The sequence below is a fragment of the Myxococcus sp. CA033 genome, from assembly GCF_013336625.1.
Classification (GTDB): Bacteria; Myxococcota; Myxococcia; order Myxococcales; family Myxococcaceae; genus Myxococcus; species Myxococcus llanfairpwllgwyngyllgogerychwyrndrobwllllantysiliogogogochensis.
In genome coordinates, this window is record NZ_JABUMU010000074.1 from 1 (window position 1) to 1,103 (window position 1,103).

A 1,103-nucleotide genomic window follows, 5' to 3' on the forward strand; every position below is an offset into this window, starting at 1 on the left:
CGGAACCTGTCAACGCGGATGAGACAGCGACTTCGTGAGATTACTTAGCGGTCTGCTGAGAGGTGGAGAGCCGTGCGGGGTCGTTTATCCAGACGGCGTTCGGCAGCGCCTGAGGCTTGGGAGGGCCGAGAGGGAAGCGCTCGGGGTGAGCGGCGTAGGCGGCGGCGAGCACGGCGGCTCGGGTCGCGATGCGCTCGGCGGCCAGGCCGTGGTGCACGTCGTGCGGCGTGAGCAGGCCAAGGCCCGAGTGGTGATGCTCCTGGTTGTACCAGCCGAAGAAGTCGCCGCAGAAGCCGCGAGCGTCGTGGAGGCAGCCGAAGCACTGGGGGAAGTCAGGCCGGTACTTCATCGTCTTGAAGTGGGCCTCGCTGAAGGGGTTGTCGTTGGAGACATGAGGCCTGGAGTGCGTCTTGGTGACGCCCAGGTCGGCCATCAGCAGGGCCACCGGCTTGGAGGTCATCGAGGAGCCTCGGTCGGCGTGAATCGTCAACTGGCCGGGCATTACGCCCTGGCGCTCGCACGTCTGCGCCAGCAGCTTCTGGGCCAGGGTGGCCGACTCGCGATGCGCCACCATCCAGCCGACGACGTAGCGGCTGAAGACGTCCAGGACGACGTAGAGGTAGAAGTACGTCCACTTCGTCGGGCCATGCAGCTTGGTGATGTCCCAGCTCCAGAGTTCATTGGGCTTCGTCGCGTGCAGTTGGGGCACCGGGTGGTTGGGATGGCGCAGTTGGTCGCGTCGCTCGCGCACCTCGTGGTTGCTGGCGAGCACCCGGTACATGGTGCGCTCCGAGCACAGGTAGCGGCCCTCGTCGAGAAGCTGCGCGTAGACTTCCGCGGGCGCGGCATCCGCGAATCTCGGCTCATGCAACACCGCGAGCACCTCGGCCCGCTGCTCGGGCGGCAGGGCTCGCGGTGGGCTGGCCCTGGGCACCAGCACCTGCCTCGGCTGAGCCCTGCGGTAGAAGGTGGCGCGAGACAGCCCCAGTGCCTGGCACACGGGCGCTACGCCCAACTGGCCAACCGCCTCCCTGGCCACCTGCATCAGGGCTCCTCGTCTGGCTTGGGCAGTTCCACTCCGAGGATTTCCGATACTTTTTTTT

General features: G+C 66.6%; 1 protein-coding gene. It reads right to left on the minus strand.

What is annotated here, in order from left to right:
• Positions 1 to 40: 40 nt before the first annotated feature.
• Positions 41 to 1,103 (minus strand): IS3 family transposase (locus tag HUA78_RS45685; protein WP_254624268.1); only part of this gene is annotated, 1,063 nt, incomplete at its 5' end.